25 protein-coding genes are annotated in these 25,932 nt (G+C 47.8%); 13 read left to right on the top strand and 12 right to left on the bottom strand.

Features of this window, described 5'->3' with window-relative positions:
* The first annotated feature begins 15 nt into the window (after positions 1-15).
* The 8 genes from BMW79_RS20160 to BMW79_RS20195 all read left to right on the top strand — a co-directional run bounded on the left by BMW79_RS20160 (position 16) and on the right by BMW79_RS20195 (position 10,418).
* Positions 16-1,497, top strand: a complete 1,482-nt coding sequence (locus tag BMW79_RS20160; protein ID WP_089897463.1) for a RagB/SusD family nutrient uptake outer membrane protein — start codon at positions 16-18, stop codon at positions 1,495-1,497.
* 96 nt (positions 1,498-1,593) lie between these two features.
* Positions 1,594-4,290 carry a c-type cytochrome gene (locus BMW79_RS20165; protein ID WP_089897465.1) on the top strand — a complete coding sequence of 899 codons (2,697 nt, stop codon included), beginning with the start codon at positions 1,594-1,596 and terminating at the stop codon, positions 4,288-4,290.
* A 27-nt stretch (positions 4,291-4,317) separates the two neighbouring features.
* Positions 4,318-5,385 (top strand): aldose 1-epimerase family protein, encoded by a 1,068-nt coding sequence (locus BMW79_RS20170; RefSeq protein WP_089897467.1) that lies wholly within the window; start codon positions 4,318-4,320, stop codon positions 5,383-5,385.
* A 5-nt stretch (positions 5,386-5,390) separates the two neighbouring features.
* Positions 5,391-6,590, top strand: coding sequence for a class I mannose-6-phosphate isomerase (locus BMW79_RS20175; RefSeq protein ID WP_089897469.1), 1,200 nt, complete (start codon positions 5,391-5,393; stop codon positions 6,588-6,590).
* 20 nt (positions 6,591-6,610) lie between these two features.
* The gene (locus BMW79_RS20180) at positions 6,611-7,651 is read left to right on the top strand and encodes a sugar phosphate isomerase/epimerase family protein (protein WP_089897471.1); all 1,041 of its coding nucleotides are present in this window, start codon (positions 6,611-6,613) and stop codon (positions 7,649-7,651) included.
* A 25-nt stretch (positions 7,652-7,676) separates the two neighbouring features.
* The gene (locus tag BMW79_RS20185) at positions 7,677-8,828 is read left to right on the top strand and encodes a Gfo/Idh/MocA family protein (protein ID WP_089897474.1); all 1,152 of its coding nucleotides are present in this window, start codon (positions 7,677-7,679) and stop codon (positions 8,826-8,828) included.
* A 57-nt stretch (positions 8,829-8,885) separates the two neighbouring features.
* Entirely contained in the window at positions 8,886-9,662 is a 777-nt protein-coding gene (locus BMW79_RS20190) for a 3-keto-disaccharide hydrolase (RefSeq protein ID WP_089897476.1), read from the top strand.
* 228 nt (positions 9,663-9,890) lie between these two features.
* The gene (locus BMW79_RS20195; protein ID WP_089897478.1) at positions 9,891-10,418 is read left to right on the top strand and encodes a 5' nucleotidase, NT5C type; all 528 of its coding nucleotides are present in this window, start codon (positions 9,891-9,893) and stop codon (positions 10,416-10,418) included.
* Here BMW79_RS20195 and BMW79_RS20200 read toward each other — a convergent pair whose 3' ends face one another.
* From BMW79_RS20200 to BMW79_RS20210, 3 genes are read right to left on the bottom strand one after another with little or no spacing between them, the layout of a single operon-like run.
* Complete coding sequence (locus BMW79_RS20200; protein WP_089897481.1) at positions 10,419-11,099, bottom strand: ABC transporter ATP-binding protein; 681 nt, start codon at positions 11,097-11,099, stop codon at positions 10,419-10,421. It abuts the gene before it with no gap.
* Positions 11,100-11,101: 2 nt separating this feature from the next.
* Positions 11,102-12,361 (bottom strand): ABC transporter permease, encoded by a 1,260-nt coding sequence (locus BMW79_RS20205; protein ID WP_089897483.1) that lies wholly within the window; start codon positions 12,359-12,361, stop codon positions 11,102-11,104.
* On the bottom strand, positions 12,358-13,437 hold the full coding sequence (locus BMW79_RS20210) for an efflux RND transporter periplasmic adaptor subunit (RefSeq protein WP_089897486.1): 1,080 nt from the start codon (positions 13,435-13,437) through the stop codon (positions 12,358-12,360). Before BMW79_RS20210 ends, BMW79_RS20205 begins: the two co-directional genes overlap by 4 nt.
* A 130-nt stretch (positions 13,438-13,567) precedes the next feature.
* Between BMW79_RS20210 and BMW79_RS20215 the strand changes: the two genes are divergently transcribed.
* Positions 13,568-14,116: a pyridoxamine 5'-phosphate oxidase family protein gene (locus BMW79_RS20215; RefSeq protein WP_089903997.1), complete on the top strand. Its 549-nt coding sequence runs from the start codon at positions 13,568-13,570 to the stop codon at positions 14,114-14,116.
* Between the two features lie 45 nt (positions 14,117-14,161).
* Positions 14,162-15,397, top strand: a complete 1,236-nt coding sequence (locus BMW79_RS20220; RefSeq protein ID WP_089897488.1) for a multiheme c-type cytochrome — start codon at positions 14,162-14,164, stop codon at positions 15,395-15,397.
* An 8-nt stretch (positions 15,398-15,405) separates the two neighbouring features.
* Here BMW79_RS20220 and BMW79_RS20225 read toward each other — a convergent pair whose 3' ends face one another.
* From BMW79_RS20225 to BMW79_RS20240, 4 genes are all read right to left on the bottom strand, one after another.
* A complete protein-coding gene (locus BMW79_RS20225; RefSeq protein WP_089897490.1) occupies positions 15,406-16,428 on the bottom strand; it encodes an LLM class flavin-dependent oxidoreductase in 1,023 nt (340 codons plus the stop codon).
* 95 nt (positions 16,429-16,523) lie between these two features.
* Entirely contained in the window at positions 16,524-16,904 is a 381-nt protein-coding gene (locus BMW79_RS20230; RefSeq protein ID WP_089897492.1) for a PH domain-containing protein, read from the bottom strand.
* A gap of 69 nt (positions 16,905-16,973) precedes the next feature.
* On the bottom strand, positions 16,974-17,159 hold the full coding sequence (locus BMW79_RS20235; protein ID WP_089897494.1) for a hypothetical protein: 186 nt from the start codon (positions 17,157-17,159) through the stop codon (positions 16,974-16,976).
* Between the two features lie 62 nt (positions 17,160-17,221).
* On the bottom strand, positions 17,222-18,031 hold the full coding sequence (locus BMW79_RS20240; protein ID WP_089897496.1) for a hypothetical protein: 810 nt from the start codon (positions 18,029-18,031) through the stop codon (positions 17,222-17,224).
* A 95-nt stretch (positions 18,032-18,126) separates the two neighbouring features.
* Here BMW79_RS20240 and BMW79_RS20245 point away from each other — a divergent pair, with 95 nt between their 5' ends.
* On the top strand, positions 18,127-18,615 hold the full coding sequence (locus BMW79_RS20245) for a hypothetical protein (protein WP_143059226.1): 489 nt from the start codon (positions 18,127-18,129) through the stop codon (positions 18,613-18,615).
* Positions 18,616-18,621: 6 nt separating this feature from the next.
* Here BMW79_RS20245 and BMW79_RS20250 read toward each other — a convergent pair whose 3' ends face one another.
* Genes BMW79_RS20250 through BMW79_RS20265 form a run of 4 tightly spaced genes read right to left on the bottom strand, consistent with a single transcriptional unit; the run spans position 18,622 to position 22,660 of the window.
* Positions 18,622-20,109, bottom strand: a complete 1,488-nt coding sequence (locus tag BMW79_RS20250; protein ID WP_089897501.1) for a hypothetical protein — start codon at positions 20,107-20,109, stop codon at positions 18,622-18,624.
* A gap of 1 nt (position 20,110) precedes the next feature.
* Positions 20,111-20,758, bottom strand: a complete 648-nt coding sequence (locus tag BMW79_RS20255) for a S1 family peptidase (RefSeq protein ID WP_089897503.1) — start codon at positions 20,756-20,758, stop codon at positions 20,111-20,113.
* Complete coding sequence (locus BMW79_RS20260) at positions 20,755-21,915, bottom strand: hypothetical protein (protein WP_143059227.1); 1,161 nt, start codon at positions 21,913-21,915, stop codon at positions 20,755-20,757. Before BMW79_RS20260 ends, BMW79_RS20255 begins: the two co-directional genes overlap by 4 nt.
* A gap of 22 nt (positions 21,916-21,937) precedes the next feature.
* Positions 21,938-22,660 (bottom strand): hypothetical protein, encoded by a 723-nt coding sequence (locus tag BMW79_RS20265; RefSeq protein WP_143059228.1) that lies wholly within the window; start codon positions 22,658-22,660, stop codon positions 21,938-21,940.
* Between the two features lie 605 nt (positions 22,661-23,265).
* Between BMW79_RS20265 and BMW79_RS20275 the strand changes: the two genes are divergently transcribed.
* Positions 23,266-23,862 (top strand): TetR/AcrR family transcriptional regulator, encoded by a 597-nt coding sequence (locus BMW79_RS20275; RefSeq protein ID WP_089904000.1) that lies wholly within the window; start codon positions 23,266-23,268, stop codon positions 23,860-23,862.
* A 16-nt stretch (positions 23,863-23,878) separates the two neighbouring features.
* The gene (locus BMW79_RS20280) at positions 23,879-25,054 is read left to right on the top strand and encodes an FAD-dependent oxidoreductase (protein ID WP_089897512.1); all 1,176 of its coding nucleotides are present in this window, start codon (positions 23,879-23,881) and stop codon (positions 25,052-25,054) included.
* Here the strand turns inward: BMW79_RS20280 and BMW79_RS20285 are convergent.
* Positions 25,030-25,869: an isocitrate lyase/PEP mutase family protein gene (locus tag BMW79_RS20285; RefSeq protein WP_089897515.1), complete on the bottom strand. Its 840-nt coding sequence runs from the start codon at positions 25,867-25,869 to the stop codon at positions 25,030-25,032. The genes BMW79_RS20280 and BMW79_RS20285 overlap by 25 nt on opposite strands.
* Between the last annotated feature and the right edge of the window lie 63 nt (positions 25,870-25,932).

Consider the following 25,932-nt stretch of genomic DNA (forward strand, 5'->3'; position numbering starts at 1 on the left):
CAAAAGACTTGCAACATGAAAACTAAAATATCATATATCGCGCTGTTGGCGTTCGCACTGAATAGTTGTAACAGTATGCTGGATGTAAAGCCAAACTCTTTTTCCAGCGGATCAAATTACTACAAGGATGAGGCACAGGTAATGCGTGCCGTAAATGGCTGCTATGGTGTATTACAGAACCTGTACACCAGTGATTTCTGGGCACTCACGGAAATGCGGGCCGACAATACCAATTACCAGTATGATGAAAGTGACCGGGGTGCGCAGCAAAGAGAAGAAATTGACGAATTCCTGATCACACCCACCAATAACTACGTAAACAATGCCTGGTCACAGATCTATAGAAACATACAGCAATCCAATGTGATCATCACCCGCATAGATGCCGTAAAGTTCGCCAGCGACGCCACTAAACAACAATACCTCGGTGAAGCCAAATTTCTCCGGGCCTTATACTATTTCCACCTCGTGCGCCTTTTTGGCGGCGTGCCACTGCTGGTGAAAGAAGTTGCCAGCCCGGAAGAGGCGCTAACACCAAAGAAAGCGACCGTAGAAGAAGTGTATGCACAGATCATTAAAGATGCCACGGAAGCTGCCGCAGGTTTACCGGTTTCCTACACCGGAGGCGATATTGGCCGCGCTACCAAAGGCGCCGCACTCACCCTGCTGGGCGAAGTATACATGACCATGAAGGATTTCCCGAAAGCGGTAACCACACTCCAGGAAGTGACCAAACTGAACTATTCTCTGGTGGATAATTATGCAGATAATTTTGATCCGGCCAGGAAAAATAATTCAGAATCTATTTTCGCAGTACAGTACAATTCCGGTATCGAAACAGAAAGCAGCAATTTCATTTTCACGTTCGGTCCGCGCAATGGTAAAAAAGACCTGACGGGTTACAACGGTAACCTCGGTGGTACCAATATTCCAACACCAAGCATCGTGAATGCCTATGAGGCAAAAGACAAACGGAAAGATGCTTCTGTTTATATGTACGATAGTCCTACGAATGCTGCCTATGCAGAATCCGTAGCCTTCGGCGGCAAGTTACCGCTCATCAAAAAATTCTACCATCCACCATATGCACTCGACGGACGCGCCAACGAAAACTGGCCGGTATACCGCTACTCACAGGTGTTGCTGATGCTGGCAGAAGCAGTGAATGAAACCGGGACCGGTGATCCGTTACAGTACATCAACCCGGTGCGTCAGCGCGCTGGCCTGGACCCTGTTCCTGCATTAAGCAAAGATGCATTCCGTGATACTGTGTATCATGAAACCCGCGTGGAACTTGCGTTTGAAGACAACCGCTGGTATCAGTTATTACGCACCGGCAAAGCCATTTCTGTCATGACCGCACATGGTATTGAAGAAAAGAAAAGATTGTCCAGGCTCAGCCCGGCGTCCTATAACATACAGGCATACCAGTTACTGTTCCCGATTCCGGAAAGAGAAATCAGGCTCAATGGATTCGCACAGAATACCGGCTGGTAAAAAAAGTTATAAAAAAGGGAAAACGTTTACTATATTACTAACAGCTATAGTGAACATCAACCCATACCGATCCAGGAACTTATTCAAGATTATATTATGACCACGTTACGCAAAAGATCCTTCCGGCTGCTGCTGCTTGTTTCCGCCGTTATCACGACCGGAATAGCCTGCAATAACGGAAACGACTCAACGTCAGAGAAAAAGAAAGGAACCGGCAATCCGAAAATCGATGCATTAAAATTACCTGATAATTTTACGGCAGAGCGGTTGTACAGTCCCGGTGACAACAAACAGGGATCCTGGGTATCCATGGCCTTCGACGACAAAGGCCGTATGATCGTGTCCGATCAGTACGGTTATCTTTACCGGTTGCAGCTGCCCGCTGTAGGTGAAGATTCCTCCAAACTCAAAATTGAACAGCTGCGCATCGGCAACGATACGTCCACGCAGAAAGTATCAATGGGATATGCCCAGGGATTACTATATGCGTTCAACAGCCTGTACGTAATGGTGAATCACAACAGTGACGACCGTTTCGACAAAGGCAGCGGATTGTATCGCCTGCAGGATACCAACGGCGATGATCAGTTTGATAAAATTACCCTGCTGAAAAAACTCGATGGTGAGGGAGAGCACGGCCCGCACAGTATTGTGCTGTCGCCCGACAAAAAATCCATCTACGTGATCGCGGGTAACTTTACCAAAATTCCGGAGATGAACAGCTACAAAGCACCTCCATCCTGGAACATCGATAATATCTTACCTTTTATCAAGGATCCTAACGGTCACGATAATACGGTAAACACCCATGGCGGATGGATTGCCCACCTGGATTCTACCGGTACCAACTGGGAACTGATCAGTTCCGGCTTCCGTAATCCGTTTGACATGGCCTTCAATGATGCCGGTGATCTGTTTACCTACGACTCAGATATGGAGTGGGATTTTGGCACCCCCTGGTACCGTCCTACCCGCATCTGCCAGGTAACCAGTGGTAGTGAATACGGCTGGCGTCCGGGTACGGAGAAATGGTCTCCGGCCTATCCGGATAACCTGCCTCCCCTGCTGAATATCGGCCAGGGCTGCCCTACCAACCTGATCTATGGCGGTAACGCACGCTTCCCGGAGAAATACCGTAAGTCGCTGTTTGCGTTCGACTGGAGCTTTGGTATCATCTATTCCGTAAGCCTGCAACCCGATGGCGCCTCTTACAAATCTACCGCAGAAGAATTCCTCTCAGGTTCCCCGCTGCCATTAACAGATGGTATGATCGGTCCTGACGGTGCATTGTATTTCCTGACCGGTGGCCGCAGACTGGAATCTGATCTGTATCGTGTATACTACAAAGACAATAAAGAAAGCAATGAACCACTGGCAGTAACTGCCCCTACCGCAGAAGCAGGCATCCGCAAACAGCTGGAAACCTACCATGGCGGTGCAAAAGCAGGCGCCGTTGATTTCGCATGGCCTTATCTGAAACACAGCGATCGTTTTATCCGCTTTGCTGCCAGGATCGCTATCGAAAACCAACCAGTGAGCCAGTGGCAGAATAAACTGCTGCAGGAAAAAGATCCTGAAACATTGATCCAGGGCACCATTGCATTGGCGCGTCAGGGCAAGGAAGATGTAAAGAAAGTTCTCCTTCCGCAACTCATGACCATCAATTACGCTCAGTTATCACCTTCCCAGCAGATCGATCTGCTACGCGCCTTTGAACTGGTGTTTGTACGCATGGGTAAACCCGATGCCGCACAAGCTGCACAGATCGCCGCTTACTTTGATCCGGCGTATCCCGCTTCTACAAATGATCTGAACAGATCCCTGAGTAAAGTGCTGGTATACCTGAACGCACCAAAGTCGGTAGAAAAAACCATGGCATTATTAGCCAGTGCGAAAGACGATACCGCTGCAGAAAAAACAGCGATGCAATCTGCCGATCTGATCATGCGTAACCCGCAATACGGACTGGACATTGCAGGTATGTTATCCAAAATGCCGCCTTTACAGCAAACCTGGTATGCTACTGTGTTAAGCCAGGCGAAACAAGGCTGGACACCGGAACTGCAGGATCAATATTTCAAATGGTTCTACAATGCCTTTACTTTCAAAGGCGGACATAGCTTTGTTGGTTTCATTAATACCGCGCGCAAAAATGCACTGGCCAATGTGCCTAAAAGTGAGTTTGCCCATTTCAATACCATCTCCGGAGATTCCCTGTTAAACAACGGTGGTAATCTCGCTCAGGGATTTGCACAACCAAAAGGTCCGGGCAGAAACTGGAACCTGGAAGAAGCATTGAAAGTGGTAGACAGTGCTACCGGCAAACGTGATTTCGAACAGGGCAGAGCGTTGTTTAATACCTCTCTTTGCAGTGCCTGTCATGGTATGCGCGGCGAAGGCGGCGTAGCTGGTCCGGATCTGACCCAGCTGGGCACCCGTTTCTCCAGCAAAGACATTCTTGAAGCGATCATTGAACCCAGCAAAACCATCTCTGACCAATATGAAGCCACTGTATTCTCGTTGAAAAATGGTAGCTCTGTAGTAGGTCGTATGGTGAGCCAGGACAAAGACAAATATGTGATTTCACAGAATCCTTTTGCTACACAGGATCAACGTGAGTTGCTGAAGAAAGATGTGACCGGCACCAAGGCGTCTACGGTTTCCGTGATGCTGCCAGGACTGATCAACCGGCTGAATCCGGACGAACTGCGGGACCTGATGGCTTACCTGAAAGCCGGTGGTAATAAAGAAGATTCTGTTTACAAAGCTGGTAAACAACTGGGTAGTAAATAATTTTTCCGAAAGATAAATCACGCGCGGATGGCATTAAAAAACGAAGCATGGCAACATAAGCTGTCGAATCATGCACAACTGGGCGGTATTGAAACGGCGGTGCTGGACAATGGCCCCGGCAGGGGCACCCGCATCGCCTGGATCAATACCGGTACCGGGTTACGTTATAAAGTGGTCATAGACCGGGCCATGGATATTGCAGATGCTTTTTATCATCAGCATAGCCTGGCCTGGTTAAGTCATGGTGGCATCACTGCACCCAATCACGCTGCTGACAAAGGTTTGGACTGGCTCCAAACCTTTGGTGGTGGATTGATGACCACCTGCGGCCTGATGCATGTAGGCGGTCCGGAAACAGACGACTTTGGTGAACGTGGCCTGCATGGCCCTATCAGTAACACATCTGCCGAAATTATTTCTATTATACAACCCGATCCGGCAGCGGGCCAGATGGAGATGAGCATTACCGGTATCATGCGGCAGGTAAGCGTATTAGGCGCCAAACTCACTTTAAAACGGACCATTTCGGGCACGCTGGGTAAAGCGGAGATCCGGGTACATGATGAAGTGACAAACCGTGGCAATACCACCGCCCCACATATGCTGTTGTATCATTTCAACTTCGGCTGGCCGCTGGTAGATGAAGGCGCAGCTATCTGCTGGAAAGGCGACTGGGTATCCCGCGAGGGCAACCCGGATCATCTGTTCAATGCCACACACGATTATAAAAAGTGCATGGCGCCGATGGATAGTCACGCCGGCAGCGGCGAAGAAGCCGCCATCATTGACCCGGTAGCCGATGCGGCAGGCTGGTGTACCTGCGGGGTACACAACGCTGCATTGCAGCTGGCATTTTCCCTCCGCTTCAAAAAAGAACAATTACCCGTGCTCACCAACTGGCAGCACTGGGGCAAAGGCGAATATGTAATGGGACTGGAACCCGGCACCCATCCGCCCACCGGGCAGGCCAAAGCCAGACGCGACGGCACCCTGCTATTTTTAGATCCCGGTGAAAGCCGGCAGTATGAAATGCAGATCGACTTACTGCATACGGAAACAAGCATCAACTCATTTCTCACAGATACATCATTTTAAAGCCCATGGAAAAAATAAGCTTAGCGCAAAAAGCACTCGAACAGGGACAAGGAATCCTCCGACTGGCACCAAACTGGGTTCCCAGATCATTTTGTGTGCCAGGCCGGCGGATCAAATTACACCCGGACGATTATTACGTCCTGGGAGGCGAACGTGGCGGCATCGATGAGCGTTGGCTGTCGTCTACCACCCCGGCAAAAAACGGCCCTTTAACGGGCCAAAATGAGGGTTTAAGCATGGTGGTAGTGAATGATGGCGACAGCACACAGCAGGTGCTGCTGAAAGATGCCATCAGCGAACTGAAAGATAAAGTGATCGGCAAAAGATTGTGGGATACCTATGGCGCATGGCCGATGTATTCCAAGTTCTTCGATAATATGGGACCACTCCCCCACCATATTCACCATAATGATGAAAAAGCAGCGCTGATCGGACAGGCCGGCAAACCCGAAGCCTATTACTTTCCACCGCAGCTGAATAATCATGGCGGCGATTTCCCGTATACGTTTATGGGTATTGCCCCCGGTACTACCCGCGAACAGATCAAAGAATGCCTCGTGAACTTCACCAAGGGCGATAACAAAATCACCAACTACTCCCAGGCTTACCGGCTGGAACCCGGCACCGGCTGGGATGTACCACCAGGATTGCTGCATGCACCGGGTAGTCTCTGTACCTACGAGCCACAAAAAGCATCCGATGTATTCGCGATGTACCAGTCGCTCGTAAACGAAGCCATTGTTCCTGAAGTATTACTCTGGAACGGTACGCCTAAAGAAAGCATCGGTGATTTTGATGCGCTGATGGATGTCATCGACTGGGACCTGAACGTAGATCCCAACCAGTTCCAGAACCGCTTCATGCCGCCCATTCCGGCTGCTAACGGAGAAGGTTACACGGAAAACTGGGTATGCTATAAATCAGATGCGTTCAGCGCAAAAGAACTGACCGTGGCACCCGGCGCTACCGTGGTGATCAAAGATGCCGCTGCCTATGGCCTCATCCTGATGCAGGGACATGGCAAAATGGGTGTATGGGATATTGATACCCCGGCGCTGATCCGCTACGGCCAACTCACCAGTGATGAATTCTTCGTAACAGAAGAAGCCGCCGTGGCTGGTGTAACGATCGTAAACCGCTCTTCCACCGATCCGATTGTAATGCTGAAACATTTTGGTCCAGGTAACCCGGATCTCGTGTTGTAATCCATTAAAAACGCTACGTTATGAAAGAAAATAATTATCCAAAACTACACAATGCCACCTGGCCTGGCATCGTGGGCAAAGGAGATGGTTCAGAACCCATCATTCCGTTTGATACCTTACTGGAAATGACTGCAGCAGCGGAAGTGAATGGCGTAAAATTCGACGGCATTGATATCGGGTTATTTGACCCGCATGTACCGGTAGACAGTTCAGACGATGACCTGAAAAGACTGGTAGAAAAAGTAGCTTCCTATAACCTGGAAATAGGCAGCCTGGTAGCGCCTATATGGCCTCCCAGCGGCGGTTCTGCCATGGGCAGCAAAGAAGACCGCGCCCGTTTTGTAGAACAGGTACGCAAATCCTGTTCCGTAGGCAAGCGTCTCCGCGACCTGGGTATCCGTCCTAATGGCGTGGTGCGTATCGACTCTGCCTGTAGTCCGGAAGACTGGGCCAAAGACCCGGCCGGCAATACCAAACTGATTGCACAAACCTTCCGTGAAGCCTGCGACGTAGCGGCTGATTACGGTGAAAAACTGGCAGCAGAAGGAGAAATATGCTGGGGTGGTATGCACAGCTGGAAAGCCATGCTGGATACCCTCGAAGCAACAGACCGTCCGAATATCGGCTTCCAGGCAGATATGTCGCATACCTTCCTGTACCTGCTGGGATATAACAGCCCGGAAGACAGGATCCTGCCGGCTGATTTTGACTGGAAAGACCGGGAAGCTTTGACCGCAGGTTTGCGTAAACTCACGGCTGCCCTTCGTCCATGGACCATCGATTTCCATGTGGCACAGAATGACGGCACCGTACACGGCAGCGGCTCGCACGATAAAACCGGCAGGCATTGCCTGGCTTCCGATCCAAACGGCAAGCTGGACATCGCCACAGATGCCGGTTTCTGGCTGCGCGACGAAAAAGGCGAACTGACCAAAGCATTCCGGCATATCTGCTGGGATGGTTGCATGTTCCCCAATGCAGTGATGACCCAGCCTAAAACCTGGAATGATATACTGGCCGCTATGATCGCTGTAAGACAGCAACATGGCTGGCAGGAGTAGTTTTTACCTGATACAATAGTCAACTATGAGCACAAAGAAACAATTAAGGATAGGACTCATCGGATGCGGTTTCATGGGCCGCACCCATTCCAATGGTTACCTGCGGGTGAAAAACTTCTTTCCGGACCTGGCTTACCAGCCGGTATTGAAAGCGGTATGCTCCCGCACCGAAAGTAAAGCACGCGCCTTCGCAGAACAATGGGGATACGAATCGGTAGAAACAGATTGGAAAGCATTGATTGCCCGCAACGACATTGATGCAGTAGACATCTGTACGCCTAACGATATGCACGCAGAAATAGCGATTGCAGCAGCTGCCGCCGGTAAAATGATCCTCTGTGAGAAACCACTGGCACGCACACTGAAGGAATCAGAGGGCATGGTAGATGCCATTGAAAAAGCCGGCGTGGCCAACACCGTATGGTATAACTACCGCCGTTTACCGGCTGTTACACTGGCCAAACAGATTATTGACTCCGGTAAACTGGGTCGCATTTTTCACTATCGCGCCAATTTCCTGCAGGACTGGACCATCAATGCAGACCTGCCCCAGGGCGGCGCCGCCCTCTGGCGCATGGATGCTGACGTAGCCGGTTCCGGTGTGGTTGGCGATCTGCTTTCCCATTGTATCGACACGGCGCTGTGGCTGAATGGCAGCATCACCAACGTGACTGCCATGACAGAAACCTTTGTAAAAGAACGCATGCATCAGCTGACCGGCAAAGTGGAAAAGGTAAATATCGACGATGCCTGCTCCTTCCTTTGCCGCTTTAGCAACGGATCACTGGGATTGTTTGAATCCACCCGGTACGCACGCGGACACAAAGCATTGTACACGTTTGAAATCAACGGGGAAAATGCTTCCATCCGCTGGGATCTGCACGACCTGAACCGGCTGGAGTATTTCGATAACGCAGACGACTCTACGCTGCGCGGCTGGCGCTCCATCCATGTAACAGATGGCGATCAGCCTTATATGGATAAATGGTGGGTACCCGGATTGGGCATCGGTTACGAACATTCGTTTGTACACCAGGCCGCAGATTTCCTGAAAAGCCTGGAAACTGGCGCCCCCTGTTCTCCTACCTTTAAAGAAGCGCTGGAAACACAGAAGGTATGCCAGGCCGTCCTGGATTCCGCTGCATCCGGCGCCTGGAAAGATACAGAGGCCCTTTAAAACGCTTACTATCTCCCTGGGATATACGAAAAAATAAAACCTTATAAAATATCAACTATGCTGAAAAGAACCAGTGCACTGTTAATGCCGTTTGCCGCCATAGGGCTGCTGTTTACCGGTGGCAGCTGTCAGTCCGGAACCGCTCCGGCCGGCGACAGCACTACTGCCGATAAAGGCTTCGTGCAGATCTTTGATGGTAAAACACTAAAGGGCTGGGAAGGCGACTCCATCCACTGGCGCGCGGAAAACGGGCACCTGGTAGGAGAAGTAACACCTGAAACATTGCTTAAAACCAATACCTTCCTTATCTGGCAGGGCGATCAGCCGGCTGATTTTGAACTCACCTGCGAATTCAAAATCACCAGCGGCGGCAACAGCGGTATCAACTACCGCAGCGTGATGGTAGAGAATGTACCACACGCCCTGAAAGGCTACCAGGCCGATATTGACGGCGCCAACAATTACACCGGTCAGAACTACGAAGAAAGAGGCCGTACTACCCTCGCCTATCGCGGACAGATCACCACTATTCCGCAAGCCACAGATTCTTTGCAGAACGGTGTGAAGAACAACGCCTGGAGCCCGGCCGTTGTAAACGGTTCCCTGGGCAGTTCCGACTCCCTGAAAGCACTGATTAAAAGCGAAGACTGGAATAAATGCCGCCTCGTAGTGAAAGGAAATCACCTCCAGCATTACGTAAACGGTGTGCTGATGAGCGACGTGACCGACAACGACACGAAGAACGGTAAAGCCAAAGGCTTACTGGGTGTGCAGGTACACGTAGGACCACCCATGAAAGTAGAATACCGCGATATTATGCTGAAAAGTCTGTAGTTGCGCTACAGGACCAGCAAAGGATACCAATTTTGATTGTGTTGTTTTGAGTTTTTTTTTATTTTTTAGGCCGATAACCGGGGAGATATGAAGCGCATCCGCTTTTGTCTCCCCGTTATCATTCCACCCCAACAGGCATAACCCGTTTCTTCTCCATAAAACACAAAAAGCACCGAAAGCACGCTCTCCACATTTTCATTATATTAGCTACACAAAAAACAGGAAACAATGCAACTATCTATTGCCATCGACATGGACGAAACCATTGCAGACCCAATCAAAAAGGCCAGGGAATGGTATTTCAGAGATTTTGGAAGAACATTTACCACCGAGGAACTACATGGTAAAACATTATCAGATATTCTTCCGGAAGAACATAAAGCAAAGATCAAGGAATACCTGAATACACCGGGCTTCTTCCGCGACCTGGAGATTTTTCCCAATGCAGTAGAAGTGCTGAAAGAACTGAATAAAAAATATAAGCTATATATCGTATCTGCTGCGATGGAATTTCCCACCTCGCTGATAGATAAATACGACTGGCTGCAGGAGCATTTTTCGTTCCTCAACTGGCGCCAGTATTGCCTCTGCGGCGATAAATCTATTGTACAGACCGACATCATGATCGATGACCTGACCCGCAATTTCACCAACTTCAAAGGAAAGCCTTACCTGTATCATGGTCATCATAATGTGCATGAACAAGGCTATGAGCGGATCCTGAACTGGGAAGATGCCGCGAAGAAACTGTTATAATTACTGACGGATAATCCGGCCATCTTCCATTTCAATAATACGGTTGGTATTTTCTGCAAACTCCGGGTCGTGTGTGACAATAAGCAGGGTTTGCTGGTATTTTAAAGACAGCTCCTTAAAGATGTCAAACACGATCTGGCCATTTTTCTTGTCGAGGTTACCGGTAGGCTCATCTCCCATAATAATAGCAGGATCATTGATCAGCGCCCGGGCAATAGCTACCCGTTGTTTTTGTCCGCCCGACAACTGGTTGGCACTCTTCAGTGCAAGATCATCGATATGCAGCATTTTAAGCCGCTCCATGGCCCTGTGTTCTATTTCCTGCTCTCCGTACTTATTGAGCTTTAATCCGGGCAGCATCACGTTCCTGAGTACACTGAATTCGTTCAGGAGATAATGGAACTGGAACACAAACCCGATCTTTTCATTCCGGATACGCGCCAGCTGCTTTTCTTTCTGGTTGGTGACCAGTTGCTGATCAATCCACAACTGCCCTTCATAATCCGTATCCATGGTAGACAGGATATAGAGCAAGGTAGATTTGCCGCAGCCGGACTTCCCGACTACCGAAACAAACTCCCCTTTATTGATAGACAGACTCAGGTCATTCAGCACCGGTATCGTCACCGGATCATGAAATGATTTACTGATATGACTGGCTTGCAGAATAACCTCACTCATCTTTATTTTCCTCTTATGATGATCACGGGATCTACCTTGCTGGCCTTCCGCGCAGGGAAATAGCCGGCGAAGTAGGTAGTCACCAGTGAAAAGATTGCACCTATAAAATAAAATGCCGGGTTATAATTCACCGGAAACGTAGTAATAGTGGGCAACGCTGCCGTTCTGAAAGGAATATTGTCGATCACCACCGACAAACCAAAACCCAGGAACAACCCGATCACACCGCCGAAAAAGCCGATGCTCAGGGCAATCACGATGAAAATCCGGTTCACATCACTCCCCGAAAAACCAGTGGCTTTCATAATGGCAATGGCATCCATTTTCTCGTAGATCATCATGTTCAGGATATTATAAATCCCGAAACCCGCTACAATCAACAGCGTAATACCTACGGAATAAGAAATCAGCGTCCTGATAAAACTACCCGTTTCAAACTGTGAATTGGCCGTCTGGATATCTTCCGTATCTGCCTGAAACAACGCGCCATACTCTTTTGCCACTACGGGCGCCTGGTTCAGGTCTGTCAGCTTCACCTGGATATCGGTGAGGTAATTATTCGGTTTCCCCAATAACTTCTGCGCCGTATTGATAGACGTATAACATTGCACTTTATCAAAATCCTGCAGGCCCGACTGGAAATAACCCACTACTTTCAACGGCATGATATCACCCTGTGAAGTGGTCACCTGCAGTACGTCTCCGGGATCTGCCAGTAATTTATCGGCCACGCCTTTGCCCAGGATAATACTGTTGGGTACATTTTTCAGATCAATGGCCTTGCCGGTAATGATATAATCGTTGAAATGAAACAACGCACTTTCCGACTGCACATCGATGCCGTTGATAACACCGGTAATATCGATGGTTCCGGCATTAAAAAACACCGGGGCAATGATCTTAGGCGCAATGCCCACTACCCGGTTATCATTTTTTAACAGTTGCAGAATGGCAGCGCTGTTATAGATCTCCTGCCGTCCGCTGGCGGATTTTACGGACTTGATAAAGTTGTAAGATTGTTTGTATTCGCCGGAAAGGTTAACCGGCTGATGTTTACTGGGTTTAATATCATTGTAGATACGCACATGCGGCGTTCTGTTCAGTACCAGCCCGTCGAGCAAACCATTCAGCCCCGTCATGAAGCTGAGCAATGCAATAAACATGGTGATGCTGAAAGTTACGCCCACCGCTGCAATCAGCGTTTGCTTCCAGCGCGCCTTCATCAGCGACCATGATATGCTGAAGATCAGTTTGTGGTTCATGGCGCAGGTTTCATGATGACATCCGCAGGAGTGAGTCCGCTGAGGATTTCTACTTTCTGATAATCTTTCAGTCCTGTTACTACTTTCTTCTTCTCTTTATTCTCCAGCAATACCTGGTCATCATCCAGTAAATAATTACGGGGGATGGTGAGCGCTTTATCTTTCTGTTGAATAACGATATTGGCCTCCAGGGTCATGTTGGGATAAATGACCGGCGGTTGTTTAACGAAGTGTGCATCGATGGTGAAAGACCGGGAGCGTTCATTCATTATCGGGTAGATCTTTTCCACGCTGGCCTCAAAAGCCTGTCCCTTATAGCTGTCCAGCGTGATAAACACTTTTTGTCCCAGCTGGATGCGGGCAATATCGTATTCATCGGCCTGGAGTTCGAGGTAAAAATCGCGGGCATCACCGATGATGGCCACAGGATTTTGTGTAGTGGCCATTTCCCCTGCCTTCTTCGGTAAACTATATACTCTGCCGTTGATGTCGCTCCTCACAATGTAATCATCGCTTTGTGTATGGCTGATCTCCAGGTTTTTACCGGATTGTTTTGCTGCAAAATCCAGTTGCTTCTGCAGGTCATTGTATTTAAGCAGGGCAATATCATAAGAGGTCCGGGAACTTTTATACGCCAGTTCGGCTTGTTCTAACTGATGCTGGCTGCCGATCTGTTGTTGCCAGAGACGGCGTTGCCGTTCGAGCAGCAGGGAATCGTTGCTGAGCTTTATCCTGGCAAGATCGATATTGACCTTTAGTTCGTTGAGTTTCTGAGTATTGGCGCCTACGGCGGAATAGGCGGCAGCGAGTGCAGCATTTTCCGTGTTCAGTTTCGCGGTTTCATTGAGAATGCGAAGGATGGCATCTCCCTTTTTCACCGTATCCCCTTCGGTAACAGGAATATCGACGATCAATCCGTTGACCTTGGAGAACACCTGGTATTGATGCCTGCTTTTAATAACACCGGAAGCGTACACAGATTCCGTAATGCTTTCTTCCACCGGATGTGTCTTTTCCCATTTGCTTTTGCAGGAGGATAGTACGCAGAGGAGCAATAATATGTTGACAGCCTTCATGTAGTATATTTTTCCTGCCAGGCGATACTGGCAGTGCTTCATTGGTACTTTGTGATCCTCAAATGTACGGCATCTGTCCCTAAAAAAATGCGTATCTTTAACGGATCATTCCCCTTAAATGCTGCTTTTTATGGGAAAGTTTTTTGATGAGATCAAGTCAACGCACCAGGACTTCATTGCTGCACAGAAAATGTTCTTTGTAGCGTCTGCCCCGCTCAGTGAAAGCGGCCATGTTAATCTTTCGCCCAAAGGGCTCGACAGTTTCCGCGTGCTTTCTGCGACCCGGGTTGCCTACCTCGATATAGTGGGCAGTGGTAATGAAACCTCTGCACATCTGCTCGAAAACGGGCGCATTACCTTTATGTTTTGTGCTTTCGACGGACCGCCCAATATTCTCCGTTTATACGGTAAGGGCTATACGGTATTGCCGGACGATCCGGAGTGGCCTTCCCTGTCTGAAATGTTCCACCTGTTGCCGGCCACCCGGCAGATCATTGTGGCCGATATACATAAGGTGCAAACCTCCTGCGGTTTCGGCGTGCCATTATACGATTATACCGGTGAGCGGGATCATGCCGCCAAATGGGCTGCCAATAAGGGGCCTGAAGGACTGGAGATTTACAAGGCGGAGAAAAACCTGGTGAGCATGGACGGTTTGCCCACCCAACTCGGCAGCTAATGGATTTGTCGTCCGGATTTGTATCTTTAGATACATTTCCACGTTATGAGTAAACGTTTACTGTTTGTATCCGGGTCCCTGCTAACTTGTATTATCCTTCTTTCACAGTGTATCAGCCGGCCCTCCCGTAAAGAAGATCTCAGAGGCCAGGCCTTTGCCGGCGCCGCCACCTGCATGGGCTGCCACAAAAATGTATATGACGCCTGGCTTGCTTCGGCGCATCATCATACCTCTTCCCCTGCTTCTGCCACCACGGTTAAAGGATCCTTTCTTTCTCCCGATAATATTTTCAGATACGCAAATGGGGAGGTCCTGAAGATGGAAACGCTGGATAGTGCCCTCTATCAGTCGGCCTACCGGAACGACACCCTCCGGGAGCGTCATCGATTTGATATTGCCATTGGTTCCGGCACAAAGGCACAGACCTATCTTTACTGGGAAGCAGATAAATATTTCCAGTTGCCGCTATCTTACCTGGTACCGGCGGCCAGCTGGGCCAACAGTCCGGGTTTTCCGGCAGATCATCCCCGGTTTAACCGGGTAATCCCCAGCACCTGTTTTGGCTGTCATAGTTCTGCAGTGGGCATTAAAGACAGCAAAATCGAAGGCGTGCAACTGACCGAAACATTTGAAAAGAATGAGCTGGTATATGGCATCGACTGTGAACGCTGCCATGGCGCCGCAGCTGCGCATGTGGAGTTCCAGACCGCGCATCCGGAAGAAAAACAGCCAAAGTATATCACCACTTTTTCCTCGCTGAATAATCAGCAACGGCTGGATATGTGCGGCCTTTGTCATTCAGGATTGAAAGCGCCACAGAAACCTGCCTTTACCTATAAACCTGGAGATCCGCTCTCCGATTATTTTTTTCCGGCAACGGGCAAGCCAGCCAAACCTACGGAAATGGATGTTCACGGCACGCAATACCAGCTGTTCACGGCCAGTCAGTGTGCGATCCGCAGTACAGATATGAATTGCTCTTCCTGCCATCAGCCGCATACAAAAGAAACAAATGATGTGGCCACGTTTTCACAGCGCTGTATGAACTGCCATACCACTGAGAAGCATAATTTCTGCTCTAATAAGGATATGCCTGCCGCTTTACTGGCAGCGAACTGCATCGACTGTCATATGCCGGCATTGCCCTCCCGGGGCATTACCCTTCTCACTGACGGGCAAAGCAAGCCGGTACCGGATTTCATCCGTACACATCTGATCAGTATTTACCCGGAGGAAACAAAGAAGGTATTGGCGAAGTGGCAGGAACGGGAGAAAAAATAAAGACGTTACTACTTCAATAAAGGAACAATGTACTTTCCGATCAGCTCAATGGCGTTCATCAGCTTCTCGTGTGATAACCCTGCATTGTCCATCTGGAAGGTAATCCGGGAGATACCGCCCAATGCTTCGCTATGACGGAGGATCTTCGCGGCTACTTCTTCGGGATCACCTACCAGCAAAGCGCCAGTAGGACCAGTTTGCGCATCGAACTGTTGCCGGGTGACCGGTCCCCATCCTCTTTCCTTTCCAATTTTGGTGAATGTTTTCGCATAACCGGGGAAATAGTCATTAATAGCCTGTTCGCGATCTCCGGCAACATATCCCAGGGAATGTATCCCGACTTTGAGCTTTTCGGGGCCATGTCCGGCTTTGCGGCCAGCTTCCCGGTATAGATCTATCAACGGGCGGAAACGGTGCGTTTCGCCACCTATAATGGCCACCATGAGCGGCAACCCAAGCGTGCCTGCACGGGCAAAAGATTGTGGCGTGCCACCCACTCCCAGCCATACCGGCAAGGGGTCCTGGATGGGACGCGGATAAATGGGAATATTATTGATAGGCGCCCTGAACTTTCCTTTCCAGTTCACCACTTCATGACTCCTGATATTAAGCAACAGGTCCAGTTTCTCCACAAAAAGGGCATCATAGTCCTGTAAACTATAGCCAAACAGCGGATAAGCTTCTATAAAGGAACCACGACCAACCACAATTTCGGCGCGGCCACGGGAAATAATATCGAGGGTAGCGAAGTTCTGGAACACCCTTACCGGATCAGCTGCACTTAACACCGTAACAGCACTGGCCAACCGGATCCTTTTGGTACGTGCAGCCGCAGCAGCCAATATAACGGTATGCGCAGAATCAAGAAACTCTTTCCGGTGATGCTCTCCAATACCAAATACATCCAGCCCGGCGTGATCTGCCAGTACAATTCTGTCCAGCAGATCTGACATTTCATCCATACTGCTTTCCGCCAATGATTTGTTGTGTAAACCACTGGTAGCGGCAAAGCTATCTATTCCTACTTCCATTACTGATATGTTTAGCGAGGTTAAATATACACGTTTAAGTGCAACAAAAAAGCCACCCATGGTGGCTTTGCTCTATTCAACACCTGAATAAAGGATTAGTTCAGTACATAGTGCGCGAGTACTTTCTGTACTTCGTATACATCCACCGATTTACTAAACTGTTTCTTTACACTGGGATTGATTTCACCGGAGACCCAGATCTTCAGTTCCGCGTCCAGGTCGAAGGTACCTGCTGTTTCAATACTGAACCTGGAAATGCTTTTATAGGTGATGCTCCGGTACTCTGTTTTACTGCCGGTAAGTCCCTGCTTATCTATCAGAATGAGACGTTTGTTGGTAAAAATGAAAGTATCCCGGATCAGTTTAAAGCCGAGTTCCACATGCTCTGAATCGATCAAAAGCTTGCCATAATCTTTGATAATCTGCTCCTGGCTAACATTAGCGGCGTTGCCCAGGAGACCTGAAAAAAATCCCATATCGGAAATAGGTTTGAGTGTGTAAGTTTTGCTACAAGATAGAGAAGATAAATGAATTTAAGAGACGGGCTATGCCTCGTCCTTTGTATTCTTTACCAGACCTATACCCGATACAAAAAATACGAGGCCTATCACTGCCGCCACCAGTAGCTCCCGCCACTGCATGTTTTGTTTGATAAAACCATAACCTGCATAAATGAGGCCGATGATACCCAGGATAGTGAGGATGCTGCCAAAGAGCCGTTTTACATTCATGATATCTGTTGTTTGGATTAAACCACAAACAATATCTGTGCCGCGTACCGGTATGCGTCTGGTCAGCAGCCAACTGCAGTATGCCTGGCAGTTACTTTCAGCAGATGTCCGGCTTCTGCAGGCTTCGACAGGTATAGCGTAGGTGCGGTCACATTGTAATGCCAGGAGCCGTCCAGCAACAGATCTGGCTTGCCATCGCCGTCTATATCGCCGGCAAACAGGATCCGGATCATATTATCATCAAAATTGGGCTGCGCCGCCAGTAGTTCTGTAGTGCGATGTCCGTCTTTCTCAACAGAAAGAAACAGTTTATAGTCTTCTACCTGGTAATCCCCGTCTCTTTTGACACGATTACCGGAGGCATGCAATACGTAGTTAACCCCTGAAAAACGGAATGGAAGACTATCGCCGGGTTGCAGTTGGTCCTTTGATAAAGCAATCCGGGTAAGAGGCCCTTCCCGAAGAAGATCAAGTCCGGCTATCAACAATACAACGCTATCTTTATGATCCGTTTTTACTTCCCAACCTGTCATCTGTCCTTCTTCATCAACCACCGCATCGTTAACGCGTTTCAGTTTTACATTGGCGGGGGCCAGATAATAACCGGTATCATTGCTGAAAATACCTATCCAGTTTTTTTTCGCATCGCTTTCTTTTACTTCATCATCATGAAACTCACCCGTAGTAAGAATGCTTCCGGCATAGCCGCTATCGCCCGGATAACGGGCCGCTTCCTCATTTTCAGCAACCGGTGGTACAGCAACAGCTACCGGTAAGGTGGTATCCGTTTTTGAAGTATCAGTTGTTTTCTCCACCCGCTCCTGGCAAGCAATAAAAAAAGCGAAAAATAAAACAGGTACAATCTTTTTCATAGTCCTAAATTGGTGCGCAAATTATACATATTTCAGTATATTTGGTGATGAAAAAAAGCCCCCCATTCCTCCCCTACTTATTTCCGTTTTTATTTGTGTTAAGTTGTAAAGAAGAGAAAGATCTTCCTACGGTCAATGCCTTACTACGAAAACATCATTGGAAACTACAATCCTGGACATCCAGCCCTGCGTTTCCTTATGATTTCACCAACGAAACAAGATATTTTACGGATATTTTCGAACTGTACACCAGTATCAACCAGAACTGTTACACCGACCAGGAAATGATTTTTGGAAATAGTGAGGCTGATACCAGTCATTCTTACCAATATTATATTGGCAGAAATTTTTGCGGCAAAACACAGGCAGCTGATAAAGGCTTCTGGATGCTGGAAGATCAGAATAAAATCTATCTCTACATGATGAATGCGCCCTACACATTAGACAGCGTTAATCAGATTAATCAACTCATGTTGGTAGAAGAACTGACAGAAGACAGGTTGATCGTTACACAGAAAGCCGCAGCAGCGGGCTCTGCTTCCACCTATAGCTGGAAAAAAGTATTTGTACCAGCAGATAAATAAGAGTGGTTATATTTTGTTACCATTCTTCCATCTGCCCCATAGCCGCAGCGCTACATCAACTCCAAAGCTGTAATGGCCTGTTTTCACTTCCTGGAATGGTTTGAAGTACTTACCATCTACGATTATCTGGTAGTCGTTGTAAAGCAACGGGCTAAACTGATACGCCGCCCAAAAACTATACCTGAGCATTCCTGATTCGCATCCGATTTCCAGCATCCCTTTGTGAATGGTCTGGGGATAACTTATTACAGGGCGGCTTTGGGGATCCTCCTGACCAATAGATGCCGTATAAGAGGTTATTTTTTGAATCCCTCCTACGTATCCGATGGCATAAAAATAGTTGCCATCCGGATACCTGTTGGTCAATGCCAGCATCACCGGTACTTCATAGGAAGTTGCTTTGATACTGGTGACCTTAAATGAAGTATTTGCCTCATTCTGATAATCGCCCAGGCCCACTTCGAAAATGTTGTAGCGGGGCTTTAGTGTAAATCCCAGTCCCTTGCTATCGGGGCGGATATGAATATTGGCACCAAAGCCATACCCCATCTTCAGGTCGATGCCTGAAGAGTTATTCATTCTAAGCGAACCAGCACCCAGGTTGCCGCCCAAACTAACAGCAATCAGGTAATCCCGATCCCGCCGTTCATTTCTCCTTTCAAGTCTGCTAAGTTTGTCTATGCGGTCTTTTTCCGCCTGTTTTCTTTTATCGTTATTAAGAACATCCAGGGCGAGTTGTTCGCAGGGAGTGCGCTGCTGTCCTTCCTCTATAAGATTAAAGTACTTACATTCGTATCTGCCTGCTACCCTCGCCAGTTTATTCCGGATCTCCATCATATCGAGTACAGAGAAGGATCTTTGCTGCTGATTTTCGGCAGCAACCCCAATCAATATCCCATTTGAGTCTACCACCGGCAAGCCATTACGCGCCAGGGCAAAGTCCTGTCTGTCCAGCATAAAGCCATATTGCTTTGAACCATTCGCTTTCACTTCCGGTTTACTGATTTTATGTTTGCTCAGAAATGCGTAAAAGTTATTGAGTTCATCATTACGGTCATCATAAATCTTATATCCATCTGTTACTTTGGGATTAATGGCAGCAAAGAAAGGTTTTGCGATCTGATGACGTGTAGCTGCTGCATACAGTGCAATTACGTATTCGCCTATCTCAATATGGTTATTCCGCTCGACGCCTATGCCTTTGGCGCTGTTATCTTTTTTCGTTGCGCTTTTTTCGGTACTGAATAATACATTGACTTCTTTCTTTAAGCTATTCCGCTGTTTTTTGGAATAGATCAGGATGAAATACAAGGTATCACTTGTTTCTTTATTACTTCCTACTACGAGGCCATATTTTGGATCCTCTTTATTGGTGCCGGCAGTCCCGGTAACCTTAACAATATTATCCTGCAGGGTTCTGCTCACTTTAGTTTGCGCGGCAACAGCCGTGGTTAAAAGGAAGAAAAAGCTAACTGCTACACCACTTTTCATCATATCAATATTGTTTTAATTGCCAGTGACTATTGAATTTATCCTGTATGAGCATCCGGATCCGCTCGATCTGCATGAGTATTGCCGGATAGCCACCCTCTAAAACGACTCCAATGATACAATTGGTAGCAGCATTGAACACCGGGCCACCTGAATGTCCTCCGCTAAGCCCCCTCAGGTAAACCTGGTACCTGTATTTCTCATCATTGGCACATTTAAAGGAGGCATTAAAATCCAACGGGAGCGTATCTTTCGCTCCAAAAGTCTCGATATAGAACAGGTCTGCATTAAAATCCGGACGCTCCTCAATGGAAAGCGGCGTAAAATTGAACGCTGGCTGATAAGCCGCCAATAGTGCCACATCATCATCTCCTTCGCCGGTATACACCACCTGGCCGCCAATGATATCCTTTTCGTTTCCGCCGAAATCGAGCGGTATATGGTTTTTATCTTTTACTGTCTCTGTTACATGCCGTGCCGTAACAATATAGATAGAGTCGCCTGTTTTACCCACTACAAAACCATTTCCATTTGCTTCTTCCGTGACGATGCGGACCAACATAGGCCTCAATGAAATAGCAGATTCCTTTCTTTGTGCCACCGCCAGAGAAACCAATAGTAATAAAGAAGGTAAACAGTAAAGTATCCTCATAACGCCTTCCGTTGTCTGAAAAACAATGCTAAAATCAATGGTATAGCACCTGCAAGTACCGCCCCCAGGTAGGGTGCCCCTTCATTCCATACTTTCAACTGCGTTGGCATCCGGTTATCGCCTTTACCATCTTGTCCGTGACCACAAACAATCTCCGTTGCTTCTCCCTCCATGTGTACGAATAATCCTTCGCTATTATTCTTCAGGGATAATTCAACCGGATTTTTAAATACCAGTTTTACCTCATCCTTTGTATTTAATTGAATGGGAGGATCATTTATTTCGGGTAACAACAACTTGCCAGATATAATAGACGACACCACAGGCTCACCGGCATTCCTGGCCATATGAAATACCGGATGACTGGTAAAAAAAATTTGTTCTGCATACCAATCTTCAGGATCACTTAATGATAACCGGTACCATTTAAGATCTGTCAATGATTTTTCGAAACTTAGTTTCTGCAGGGTAATGCCATCTCCCACCGGATTCGTATCATGGCTGTGAACAATGTTCTTCTCTTTGAATTCGAGACTAAAGCCAAAAACTGAATCCAACGGGTTACCCTGCCCCCTGGCCACCCAAATGGACAACGACTTTGGGTCGTCTCTGTATACTGCCAATTTGCTGTTATCAGGGAAACGGATATACTTAAGATAAATGGGATTGGGTGTATCACTCCGGCATAACATCATGGACACGGTACCCGGATACGTATGCGAACCAGTATTTTCTGTGACATGTGCCGGCGGTATGTAAAGACGGGCCGTATCATTGGAAACCATATTCAGATGAATTATTTCTGCGGATGCATGATTTCGGGCACTGGTTTCCCAACTTACACCCGCCACCTGCAAATCAGCCACCAACCTGGTATGTGGAACCTTCAAAAGTGCATACCAGCCCATCCCCATGAATACAGGAATCAGCCAGTTGATCAGGTATCCCAGGTTAATAGAAAATAACTCATCTATGTCCTGGATATCTTTCCGGCTTTTAAGATAGGTGCTATCGAAGGGGCCCTTATCCCAGTAGATCCTGTTAGCCCTCCTGATAGCCCTGTTATGCCTGAAAAACAGAATAAAAGCAGTAAAAAAACTTCCGCAAACACTGTTTTTCCTGGCCATATTTGCCTTCCAACTTCTGCGTACTGGCATTTTTTTTCTCCTGGAATATCCGTTAATGAATAATTAAAATCTTAAACGTTTTCATTGACAACGGCGCACTTCTTCCTTTCACCTGGAACTGCATATCAACACATATCTCCTCCCCGGTATCCACTTCGCTTCCTATTTCCAGTGGTATGTTAATGCCCTCGTGCTGCGGAAAAAAATCATTGACTACCTTCCAGTTTCCATACCCTTCACAAACACCATTTCTGGCTTTGGCATATCTCCACATCACTTTCTCCACATCTTCTGCGGCCACAATTGTTACGGAAATATCGCCCTGCTTTCCGGGATCAATGTTTACCGGGATAAACAGTTCAGGCGATTCCGGATCTCCTACATAGCCATAAATACCCAGATTAGATGCATAGATGTGCTGGGGTTGTAAGACCGACTTAACCGGAACCACTTTGCGCTCATTCCGGTTCACGATCAGATCCAGATGATAGTTGATATCGAGCCCATAACTTTCCCCTATGATACCAATGCGATCGTATTTTATTTTAGCAGGAAACTGAAATACCAGGTTGGCATTATCTGCAAGTTCGTAGGAAAAGTCGCCCCTCAATACAGCCACCAATTTAAACCGTTCCCCTACAAAGTCTGGATTAAACAGGCCTTCATAACGTTCATCCTTTGAACGAAACTGATAGCCTGAATTTCCGGTTACACGACGATCGTATACCCACTTGCTGTAATCACGCTGTGCAACTACGTGAAGGATTATACTCATACACATTAATAACTGCAAGAAAAATTTTCCGGAAGACATATCATTCAAATTATTAAGCATGACAGGTAACATGGGTTTATGCCGTATCTCTGTAAAGAAGACATACGACAACCTGAACAGCCACTTTTAAGGCGTTCAACAAAACTTAACAACCACTCACCTGAATATTCATTTTAAACAAATAATGGGATCAAAAAATATAGGTCAATCATGTGGAAAATGGGTAAAATATAGGGGCAATTGGGTTTAACTTCCCTTCCCTGAAAATGTCTCCGGTTATGCTGCAGTTAGCAGATGCTCATAAAATATATAGTCGGGTATTGATACATCCATAGACATTCTTTTTATCTTTAATAAGTATATAAAAAAGCATTCCCTGCAATTCCACACTATATAATACACTCCCTTCCTTATAAGGTACCATTCGCTTACTAAAAAAATTTATTCCCCCTGCAGGTAAAATGACCACTGCAACCTGTCCCGGATATTTCAACAAACTTCTCTTCACAAACGCTTAACATCTTTTTTTGCAAAACATTTTGCCAGTAAGTAAATGTTCATTTACTTTGTATCAGCAGGAAGATATCCCCCTTCCGGATGATAATATGAGACCTAAAGATTTAGACAAGGAAGCCGCTATCCGTAACATTGCGTTACAGATTATTTCGGAAGAAGGCCTGGAGAACCTGAGTATGCAGAAGCTGGCTAAAGCGGCGAATGTATCTCCCCGTACTATTTATATAAAATATGAGAATAAGGAAGACCTTCTGATCAAGCTTTTTATAGAAGAAGTACTGGGCAACTATGAAACCGCCATGCTTGATGGTTTCAGCGATACAATGGATTTTCAAACCGGTATGAGAAAGCTCTGGCTGAATATCTTCCATTACTTCCGGCAGCACCAACCGGCCTTCCGGCTGATGCAGTACGGGAAATCCTCTCCCCTTTTGAACAAAGCGTTCCAGCAACGGAATATCAGAGAAGGACAGTATTTCGCACCAATTCTCCGCTTTTTTGAATCGCAGGCAGCTGCCCGTATCATCAAACATTACCCGCATGAAATATACCTGGCATTACTGTTTTCCCCGGTTTTTGAGCTGATGAATGAGTATTTCGATTACCAGCAGCGGCCCAAACAAATCATCAGCGAAACTGTAATATTGGAATGCTGCGACAGCGTGATCAAAAGTATTTTATTATAACATAATCACTATTAATATGCACCTTCTGAACAACAAAAAAATAGCTATCGTGGGCGGTGGCCCGGGTGGACTTACCCTGGCGAGACTGCTACAAATAAGTGGGGCAGATGTACACGTGTACGAAAGGGATCTCAACAAAGATGTACGTGTACAAGGCGCTACCCTCGACCTTCATGACGACTCCGGGTTGAAAGCATTACGAAAAGCGGGGCTGATGGAAGCTTTCCAGGCGAATTACCGCCCCGGCGCCGATAAGCTGCGTATCATGGATAAACATGCGCACATCGTGATGGACGAAGACGAGAGAGAAAATGAACCCGAAAGTGGCGAATATTTCCGTCCGGAAATTGACCGTGGTCCGCTGAGAAAAATTATGCTGGAATCATTGCAACCAGGTACGGTGATATGGGACAGTCAGTTTGTTACGATGAGCAGCGACGGCGAAGGCTGGCAGCTCGTATTTCAAAACGGCCACACCGCCTATGCCGACATCGTTATTGCCTCAGATGGCGCCAACTCCAAAATACGGCCATTCCTCACCCCTATCCGTCCGTTCTATTCTGGTGTAACCATGGTAGAAGGGGTGGTATATGATTCCGCTACTGTTGCGCCTACCTTGCATCAGCTGGTGAATGGCGGCAAAATCTTCGCTATGGGAGATGAAAAAACACTCATTTTCAGCGCCAAAGGAGATGGTAGTCTTGTGTTCTATACCGGCGTCAAAACCGATGAACACTGGTACCGCGATAACGGCATTGATTTCAGCGATAAAGCGCAGGTACTGGCCTGGTTTAAAGATACCTATGCCGGATGGGATGCTTCCTGGCTGGAAATATTTGATCAGGGCCTGCCGAAATTTATCGTACGGCCGCAATACTGCATGCCGCTGGATCAGCAATGGGAAGCACAATCCAATCTTACCATGCTGGGCGATGCCGCACACCTGATGCCTCCCTTTGCCGGTGAAGGTGTAAACATGGCCATGCTCGATGCACTGGAATTAAGTGAATGGCTCACCAGCGAAACAGTATCAGACCTTCGCAGCGCTATTGCCGGCTATGAGCAGCAGATGCGCACCCGTGCTTCCGCCATTGCAAAAATGACGATGGAACAAACCGAAGCGCTGCATTCAGCAGGCGCCATCGATCATATGGTCAGTATGTTCCGTCAAAGCGACTCTCCGAATAACTGATTGAGCGCTGCATATGGCTTCGCTGATTCAGCATAAGTGAATGTTCCCTGCTGCAGAATTTCTTCCGCTGCCCTGAACATCCCGCCAAAAGCCGCTCTCACCAGGGAAGAGCCCAGGCTCACCCTTTTCACACCGATATTTTGCAAACCTTCCAGCGAGAAATTGCCGCCGGAAAGTCCCATGACTACGTTCACGGGCCGGGGTGCTACTGCCTTTACCACCGCAGCTATTTCCTCGTAGGTTTTCAGTCCTGGTGCAAACAATACATCTGCACCTGCATCTGCAAAGGCTTCCAGGCGGCGGATCGTGTCTTTCAGGTCGGGCCTGCCGTAGATGAGGTTTTCAGCCCTCGCCGTGAGCGTAAAGGGATGTGCTAAACTCTTCGCCGCAGCAACGGCAGCCTTTACTCTTTCCAATGCCAGTTCAAACGGATAAATCGGATCTCCGGGGCGGCCGGTGGCATCTTCTATAGAGCCGCCGGCGAGTCCTGCTTTGGCTGCCAGCAGAATCGTTTCCGCACAGGTGGCAGGATCATCGCCATATCCGTTTTCCAGATCAGCAGATACCGGCAAGGGTGTAGCATCCAGGATGTGCTGTACATTCAACAGGGTTTCTTCCCGCGTGATAGATGCGTGACCATCCGTTTTTCCGAGAGAAAAGGCCAATCCGGCGCTGGTCGTTGCCAGTGCTTTGTAACCCAGTGCAGCCAGTACCTTGGCGGAACCGGCATCCCATGGGTTGGCCACTACGAAAATATCCGGTTGCTCATGGAGCGCACGGAAGGCTGCTGCGCGGTTAGCTGATGTTGTGTTCATATTAAAAAAGATTTACCAGACATGTGAGATAAAACGGACTAACGGTTGCGGATAAACGGACTT

It is taken from the genome of Chitinophaga arvensicola, from assembly GCF_900110835.1.
GTDB classification, from domain to species: Bacteria; Bacteroidota; Bacteroidia; order Chitinophagales; family Chitinophagaceae; genus Chitinophaga; species Chitinophaga arvensicola.